The organism is Moorena sp., assembly GCF_982860115.1.
This window is the reverse complement of sequence record NZ_CEYLVT010000282.1, coordinates 1-8,563: the sequence shown is the minus strand read 5'-3', so window position 1 is coordinate 8,563 and position 8,563 is coordinate 1. Positions and strand designations below refer to the sequence as shown.

The following is an 8,563-nucleotide window of genomic DNA, read 5'->3' as shown; positions in this document are numbered from 1 at the left end:
CCGTATATTGGCTCTCAAACTATAGATTTTTCTTGGTTCGGGGCGGTGCGGTGCGCTTGGCTTTCCTCATCGCCATTTACTAATGTAAAGGGTAAAAAAGCGTTTGTCAACCTAAACCCGAAACTTTTTGGGTTATGAATCCTTGAAGCCTAGATATGGCAAGGGTTATGGAATTTAAAAAAAAGTTTTTTTCACTCCATTTTGGAGGTCTGACCAGGGGAAGAGGGGGAAGCTCTCAGGTCACAGGGGTGGGTTCTTTAGATTTGGGTCGGGAGTCGGGAGTCGGGAGTCGGGAGTCGGGAGTCGGGAGTCAGGAGAATTATTCAGTAATTATTGTGTATTTAGATACATACCTGAACAGGGGCGTGTTCCTTGGTCGCTTAAGTGCAGCTTGGAATAACTACTCCGATGCTTCCCAGTGAAATGGGAAATTCACCTGGATTTACGGTAATTGTCCGGTTACCTCTAGGATTAATCGGTAAATAGTGGCTGTTACTATTCAGAGGCAAGATTAGTGAAGAGCCCTTTGCACTGGCACCATGAAATCCATTGTTGAACAACTTAGACTTCAATTCACTCAAGCCTTAACTGCTGCCTTCGGTTCTGACGTGGCAGGGGTAGACCCAATGATGGTACCTGCCAGCAATCCCAAATTTGGTGACTATCAGTCTAATGTGGCCTTGGCTTTGAGCAAACGTTTGAAACAGCCGCCAAGAGCGATCGCAGAATCTTTGTTGCAGTATCTAGATGTGGCTGACATATGTCAGAGCCCGACTATTGCTGGTCCAGGCTTCATTAATTTGAGCTTAAAACCTGCTTACTTGGAAGAACGGCTAAGGGAGATTCACACTGACCCACGTCTAGGAGTAGCAGTCGCTTCAGCCCCTCGACGGGTCATTGTTGATTTTTCTTCTCCCAATATTGCTAAAGAGATGCATGTGGGACATCTACGTTCAACGATTATTGGGGATTCGATTGCCCGGATCTTAGAATTTCGGGGTCAAAATGTACTGCGCTTGAATCATGTGGGAGATTGGGGCACCCAATTTGGGATGTTGATCACCTATCTCAGGGAAGCTTACCCAAGTGCTTTGACTACAGCTGATGCCCTGGATTTGGGAGATTTAGTCACCCTTTATCGGCAAGCTAAACAACGGTTTGATGCAGATGAGGAATTTCGGGAGGCATCTAGACTCGAAGTTGTTAAACTGCAATCTGGTGCAACGGATAGCCGCCGTGCTTGGCAACTACTGTGTGACCAATCTCGGCGGGAGTTTCAGATTATCTACGATTTGCTGGATATTCAGCTCACCGAAAGGGGAGAATCCTTTTACAATCCTTTCCTACCAGAGGTTCTGGACTATTTAGACAAGTCTGGCTTGTTAGTGGAAGACTCGGGAGCCAAATGTGTTTTCCTTGAGGGGTTTACAAATAAAGATGGTGAGCCTCTGCCCTTGATTGTGCAAAAATCTGATGGGGGCTATAACTATGCCACCACTGACTTAGCTGCACTGCGCTACCGGACTGAGCAAGACCAGGCTCAAAGGATTATATATGTTACTGATTCCGGACAAGCAAATCATTTTACCCAGGTATTTCAGGTGGCTCGGCGGACTGGTATTCTTCTTGAAAATGTTGAAGTCGTTCATGTTCCCTTTGGTTTGGTTCTGGGGGAAGATGGCAAAAAGTTGAAAACGCGGTCTGGGGAAACAGTACGGTTGCGGGATTTATTGGATGAAGCGATCGCACGATCTGGTGCTGATTTAGAATCGAGACTGAAGCAAGAAGGTCGGGAGGAAACTGAGGAATTTAAAGAGCATGTTGCCAAAGTCGTAGGCATGAGTGCAGTTAAGTATGCTGACCTTAGTCAAAATCGTACCAGCAACTATATATTCAGCTTTGATAAGATGTTGGCACTCCAGGGCAATACGGCACCATATATGCTTTATGCCTATGTCCGCATTCAGGGAATTAGCCGCAAAGGGGAGATTGATTTTGAGCAACTGGGAACCGATGCCAAAATTTTGTTGCAAGAAGATGCAGAATTGGTGCTAGGGAAGAAGTTATTACAACTAAATGAGGTTCTTGGTGAAGTTGAGAAAGAATTGATGCCGAATCGCCTTTGTCAGTATTTGTTTGAACTGAGTCAGAAGTTTAATCAATTCTATGACCAATGCCCTGTACTGAAAGCCGAAGAACCCAAGCGGACATCCCGTCTGCTGCTATGTGATTTGACTGCTAGAACTCTGAAACTGGGATTGTCTTTACTGGGCATTCAGGTACTGGAGCGGATGTAGTACAGGTGAAGTATCTCAGCTATCAGCCTTTGACCTTGGCTGATAGCTGAATACTTACGTCAGCTAGTTCACGACACTAGTGTTCGAGCCCCAGGGTGAGATAATGGTTTGGTTTTGACCACAATTTCCACATCTTGACCCAAAGCGTTTAAGAAGCGAAACAGCCGCACAATTGAAAAAACCGCCAACTTACCATTGATAAGTGCGGACACTTTAGGCTGATCTACTCCTAAAACCTTGGCCGCCGCAGCTTGTGTCATACCCTGGTTGGCAATAATATTACTAATCTTACGAGCCAGTTCTGCTTTAACGATTAATTCATCAGAGTTTTCTAAACCTAAATCGGCAAACACATTACCACTACTAGCTTGTACTTCAATTTCTTTTACCATAATTACTACCTCTACTCGTTAGTGTAATGTTGTGAGTAATGTTCTCTGGCTCTTTTTAACCTAGCTTCAATTAATTCCAGCTCTTGCTTGGGTGTGGCGATACCTTGCTTTGATTTCTTTTGAAATGTATGCAGAACATACACTACACCTTGGAGTTTTACGGTGTATAGACCCCGATAAGTGTCTCCATCAAAGTTGTCAATAACTTCGAGTACACCAGCACCTTTGAATCCTTTGAGGGGTTTAGCACCGGGATGTTTGTCTCCACATTGAGCTAAGTACAAGGCATAACCCATCACTTGCTGAACTTCTGAGGGAAATTTTTTCAAATCTTCCAAGGAACTGCCAACCCACTCTACAGGTTTTAAGGACACATCCATGTGATAAATATTCCAATTATAGCATGCTAATTACTAGTGTCCTAATTATCGGTTTCTACAATGAACAGGGTGTATAAGATCACTGCCTATAGCAGCAACACAAACCACTCGAAGGTGGCAAAACCTGGAAACATAGGGCGCAATTCAACTAAGATTTGCTCGACTCGACGATAATTAGCCATAATCTAACTGGCTGAATCAGCAAAACTCAGCCAGTTTGGAACATTCTCGTCCCTAGGCGCGATCGGGGTGTTCTTTTATTAGAGGTAATTCAACCACTCAACCGACCACAGAACTTGGCACTATCCAGTATCAATAGATTGTAGCGATTGTAAAATTAGTGAGTATAGGATTTGACAACTGCTATAAGTTATTGATAATCTGCTTCTGATATTCCTCCTCACTCATCATCTCTTGGGTACTCTCGACTCGGTCTAAAAATACAATTCCCTCAAGATGGTCATATTCATGTTGGAATATCCTGGCTACAAAGTCTGTTAATTGTTGCCGCTGATACTGACCATACCGATTAGTATACTCCACCTCAATTCTAGTATACCTGGGTACTAACCCTCGAATTCCGGGAATACTCAGACACCCCTCCCAGTCCTTAACCATGTCAGTGTCATGACTAATAATGGCAGGATTAATCATAGCCGTTGGTTCCATCAACGGTGCGTGGGGATACCTTAAATTCGGACGAGACGCTACGATAAACAAACGATAGGATTGAGATACTTGGGGTGCTGCAATGCCAACCCCATTGGCCGCTGTAGCAGTTGCTATCAGGTGATCAATCAGTTGTTGAAGGCGTTCATCTAGCAAATTATCTACTCGCTTAGTGTGCTGCCGTAAAATCGGGTTACCTAACTGAGCAATTTGTAGTGTTTCACTCGCCATAGTAAAAGCCAAACGTCTATATCCGTCAAGCTTATTCGATCAAATGCTCAAACAGTACCTTCATATGCTGAAAATCGGTAAACCGTTTTGGGGGGTTGGATATAGGGAAAGGAATTTTTATTCTTTTGGTCTGGGCTGTTGCTCATGACATCTAGCTTAGAAACCATTGACTACGGTAGAAGAAAAACGGTGAAAATTTCCCCAGAACAACTATGGATTCAGGTATTAGAACGTCTCAAACTACAACTGAGTCAGCCCACCTTTGAAACTTGGCTCGAAACAACTACTGCTCAACAGCTTGACAATAACTGCTTGGTGATTCGCACTCCCAATCCCTTTTCCAGAAATTGGTTGCAGAAGTATTACGTTAAAAAAATTGCTGATGTCGTGGAAGATATTTTAGGTCAACCAGTGGAGATTCACTTCACAACAGCTACAGGAGACAATAACTCAATGACTGGTGATGTTGACTTTTCCTGGTCATTTTCCGTAGCTACTAATCATTCCCAAAATACCTTTAAAAACCAGCCAAGACGGTCTAAGTTAAATCCTAAGCATGTTTTCTCTCGCTTTGTGGTTGGTCCTAATAATCGCATGGCTCATGCTGCATCTTTGGCGGTAGGGGAGTATCCAGGACGGGAGTTTAACCCTCTGTTTCTTTGTGGTGGTGTTGGTTTAGGCAAAACTCACTTAATGCAGGCAATTGGTCATTACCGCTTGGATAATAACCCAGACTCTAAAATTTTTTATGTTTCTACTGAACAGTTCACTAATGATTTAATTTCTGCTATTCGCGAAGATAGTCTCCAGAGCTTTCGAGAACATTATCGGACAGCTGAGGTACTTTTGGTAGACGATATTCAGTTTCTTGAAGGTAAAGAATATACTCAAGAAGAGTTTTTCCACACCTTCAATACTTTGCACGAAGCTGGCAAACAAATTGTCTTGGCATCAGACCGTCCTCCTCATCAGATTAATAGCTTGGAAGAACGCCTTTGTTCCCGCTTTTCTATGGGGTTAATCGCTGATATTCAGCCACCGGATTTAGAAACCAGGATGGCTATCTTGCAAAAAAAGGCAGAGGACGAAAATATACGTCTATCCCACGACGTAGTTGAGTATATTGCTGCTAGCTACACCTCTAACATTAGAGAATTAGAGGGAGCTTTAATTAGGGCGGTGACTTATGTGTCGATTGCGGGGTTAGCAATGAATGTGGAAAATATTGCACCGATTTTGAACCCACCGACCAAGAAGATTCAGACTTCTCCTGAAGTGATTTTAAATACTATATCCGATACGTTTAATCTTTCAGTGGAAGACTTAAAAAGTAGCTCTCGGAGGCGAGAAATTAGTTCGGCTAGGCAAATTGGGATGTATCTGATGAGGCAGCATACAGAATTGAGCCTACCCCGAATTGGGGAAGAATTTGGTGGCAAAGACCACACGACAGTTATGTACAGTTGCGATAAAATTGCTCAGCTGCGGGAAAAAGATGATGAGTTAGCTCAGAAACTGTCTCAGTTAAGCGATCGCATAAATCTGACAGCCAGGAGTCAAAACCAAAAATAAAACGTGTTTATAGCAATTATCAGCGACGTTTGAGGTACTTTTCTCCTGGCTTGTAGGGAGCAAGGAATCGGGAATCGGGAACAGGGAAAAATACTCTATACCTGATTAGGCTAGAAAGAGATATTTTAACTAAACTTTATTAATTAAACTTTACTAATTAAACTTTATTAATTAACGGCTTGATCTTGATGCTATGATTGAGTTTACTGCCGGAATATCTGGCTTCTGAGTATAAATGCTCTGTGGAAAAATTCGGTGATTTTTCCACAACTTTTTCCACAGATGGATTACTAGACCAATTAGTATAGCGCTATTGTTTTTGAGTAAGCTATCAGCCTATGGGCTACGCGCTCCATCGCTACTTGAGGTCAAGACTTACGCACAGAATCCATGGGTAGGGTGGGCAAGGTTTTGCCCACCCTACTACAGGTAGCTATTAGCTTGAGGTGCTATTAGCTGACTACTGACCCCTGACCACTGACCACTGTTGGCGTAGCCTGCGCGTAGCGCATATACTTAGGTTTTTGAAGTGGTTTTGTAGAAACAGTACTAATCGAGTACTATGGTTCTTTGCTAAAGCAAGACCCATTAGAAAACCAATCATGAAACTGGTTTGCAGTCAAAGTGACCTCAATACAAACCTTTCACTAGTGAGTCGGGTAGTCCCTTCTCGCCCTACTCATCCTGTGCTGGGTAATGTTTTGTTAGAAGCAGACCAAAAAAATCAGCGGGTGCTACTAACTGCTTTCGACCTTAGCCTGGGTATCCAGACTAGCTTTAAGGCTGACGTTGAGACAGGAGGGGAAATTACCCTGCCAGCAAAACTCCTCAATGATATTGTCTCTCGTCTACCTTCAGGGGAAATTACTCTAGAGGATGATGGTAAAGATACAGACAGTGATAGCCTGATTGTGACCTTAACCTCAGCTACTGGACGTTATCAGGTTCGAGGAATGAGTTCTGAGGAATTCCCCGAACTACCGGAAGTTAACGCATCCGTTGCGGTTGATCTTCCTGTAGAAGTCTTAAAGATTGGATTGCAGGGTTCTTTATTTGCCACCAGTTCTGATGAAACTAAGCAAGTGCTGACGGGGGTTCACCTTACTGTAAAGTCGGACAACTTGGAATTTGCTGCTACCGATGGTCACCGACTAGCAGTTGTGGAAACTAATCGGAGAATAGAGGAAAGTGCAACGACTAAAGCTACTCAAGAATTGGATGATCATGATTTCCCCCTAGAATTTACGTTACCAGCTAGAGCGTTACGGGAGTTGGAGCGGATAGTATCTAAGGCTGAAGCTCAGGATAATATTGCGATTCAGTTTGAGCCTGGTCAGATTGTTTGTCAAGGGGGAGAACAGCGTTTAACAAGCCGAACTTTGGAAGGACAGTACCCTTCCTATCATCAGCTGCTTCCGAAACACTTTGAGCGTCAGATCATTCTAGATCGCCGTCAATTACTGAGTGCAGTAGAACGGATTGCTGTGTTGGCTGATCAGAAAAATAATATTGTCAAGTTTAATATTGATAGTGTTAACCAGCGGCTTAACCTCTCGGTAGAGGCAAAGGATTTGGGTAGTGGTCAGGAGTCAATGGTAGTAGAAATATCGGGTGATAGTTTGGAAATTGCTTTTAATGTTAAGTACTTAATTGATGGCTTAAAGGCGCTTTCTAGCTCTGAGATTTCAATGCATATGAATGAAGCTAATAGTCCTGTAATTTTTAAGCCTCTAGGGGGATTGAATATGACCTATTTGATTATGCCAGTGCAGATTAGGAAATAGGTAAGCATATGCGCTACGCGCAGGCTACGCCAACAGTGGTCAGTGGTCAGCGGTCAGCCCTCGCACGTAGCGCATTAACTTACCTTACGACTCTCTTCTAAATTATAGATTCAACTGCTAAACTAGTTATTTTCCAAGGCTCTATTTTAACTACTTTTTCATCAGGTGATGGTTCTGATAAACTCACAGGTCTTTCCAATAAATCAACTGGGTTAACTATTTTCAATCCCAAATCACTGACTAAGGATAAATTCGCTGACTCCCCATGAGATTCATAACATCTGATAATCCATTGATCAGGGATATCTTCGGATTGTTTAAGTGCCATTAAAATTAGAGTCTTGGCTGACAAGTTTAATAGTTGTCCGGTTGATGGTAAAGAAGGTCTACTATTATTACTGACATTATTACTGACAACAGCACTATTGGCGGGAGACCAAAGTAACCCTAGAAAGGGTAAGTTAAGTTGGTATGCTAGCTTAACAGTATCTGCAGAATTCCAACTGCCTTGATGAGGATACAGAGCATAGGTGAATTGGTGGATGCCTTGATCAGTTTCAGGATCGGGCCAAGTGGGAGAGCGAAGCAATGTTAGACGTAATTGGGAAGCCTGGGCATCATAGCCGTATTTGCAATCATTCAGCAAACTGACACCATAGGTTTGATCACTCAAGTCTGCCCAACGCAGAGCAGGTACTTCCCATTTAGCTTGCTCAGCAGGGGTTTGGGGTCGAGTAGAACGTTGAATTACCCCACAGGGCATCTCATAGGATACATAATCGGCATCAATGGCTAATGGAAACGCAGCTTTTACTAATACATGGCGTTCCTGCCAGTCTACGGTAGTGGCAATTTTGAGGACTGGAGATTCAGCACATAGGATATAGTCCTGACAAAATTGCGATCGCATCAGCCGACGCACCACTCGCAAACGCTGACGCAATACTCCGGTTTCAATCCACTCGATCCCGATCAGCTCAGTGCTCGGCAAAGGATGGTCAGCATAATTTGGGTCTATATTCCATGCATCCCAATATTGACCACTATCCTGGAAAGCTTGTAGCTGATTTCCAGGACCACTAAGCACTTCCCGCTGATTAACCTGATCGAAGACACTACTCAACTCTCCAGTTTCTCGGTCTACCACTACTCGTAGGTATTGATTCTCTAAGACCAAATCTTCAATCGGGAATCGGGAATCGGAACCCACCCCTAACCCCTCCCAGGAGGGGAACGGG

The 8,563-nt window shown here is 43.5% G+C and carries 8 protein-coding genes; 4 read left to right on the top strand and 4 right to left on the bottom strand.

Annotation, left to right across the window (positions count from 1 at the left end):
* Positions 1-167: 167 nt before the first annotated feature.
* A complete protein-coding gene (locus AC4II3_RS29115) occupies positions 168-422 on the top strand; it encodes a hypothetical protein (protein WP_488015008.1) in 255 nt (84 codons plus the stop codon).
* A 117-nt stretch (positions 423-539) separates the two neighbouring features.
* The gene (gene argS, locus AC4II3_RS29110) at positions 540-2,297 is read left to right on the top strand and encodes an arginine--tRNA ligase (protein WP_488015007.1); all 1,758 of its coding nucleotides are present in this window, start codon (positions 540-542) and stop codon (positions 2,295-2,297) included.
* A gap of 68 nt (positions 2,298-2,365) precedes the next feature.
* Here argS and AC4II3_RS29105 read toward each other — a convergent pair whose 3' ends face one another.
* From AC4II3_RS29105 to def, 3 genes are all read right to left on the bottom strand, one after another.
* Entirely contained in the window at positions 2,366-2,689 is a 324-nt protein-coding gene (locus tag AC4II3_RS29105; RefSeq protein WP_488015005.1) for a helix-turn-helix domain-containing protein, read from the bottom strand.
* An 11-nt stretch (positions 2,690-2,700) separates the two neighbouring features.
* Complete coding sequence (locus AC4II3_RS29100) at positions 2,701-3,069, bottom strand: type II toxin-antitoxin system RelE/ParE family toxin (protein ID WP_293122968.1); 369 nt, start codon at positions 3,067-3,069, stop codon at positions 2,701-2,703.
* A gap of 363 nt (positions 3,070-3,432) precedes the next feature.
* Complete coding sequence (gene def / locus AC4II3_RS29095) at positions 3,433-3,969, bottom strand: peptide deformylase (protein ID WP_488015003.1); 537 nt, start codon at positions 3,967-3,969, stop codon at positions 3,433-3,435.
* A 144-nt stretch (positions 3,970-4,113) separates the two neighbouring features.
* Here def and dnaA point away from each other — a divergent pair, with 144 nt between their 5' ends.
* Positions 4,114-5,541, top strand: a complete 1,428-nt coding sequence (gene dnaA / locus AC4II3_RS29090; protein ID WP_488015001.1) for a chromosomal replication initiator protein DnaA — start codon at positions 4,114-4,116, stop codon at positions 5,539-5,541.
* Between the two features lie 602 nt (positions 5,542-6,143).
* A complete protein-coding gene (gene dnaN, locus AC4II3_RS29085) occupies positions 6,144-7,325 on the top strand; it encodes a DNA polymerase III subunit beta (RefSeq protein ID WP_488014999.1) in 1,182 nt (393 codons plus the stop codon).
* 97 nt (positions 7,326-7,422) lie between these two features.
* Here the strand turns inward: dnaN and AC4II3_RS29080 are convergent.
* Positions 7,423-8,563 (bottom strand): glycoside hydrolase family 38 C-terminal domain-containing protein (locus tag AC4II3_RS29080; RefSeq protein WP_488014997.1); only part of this gene is annotated, 1,141 nt, incomplete at its 5' end.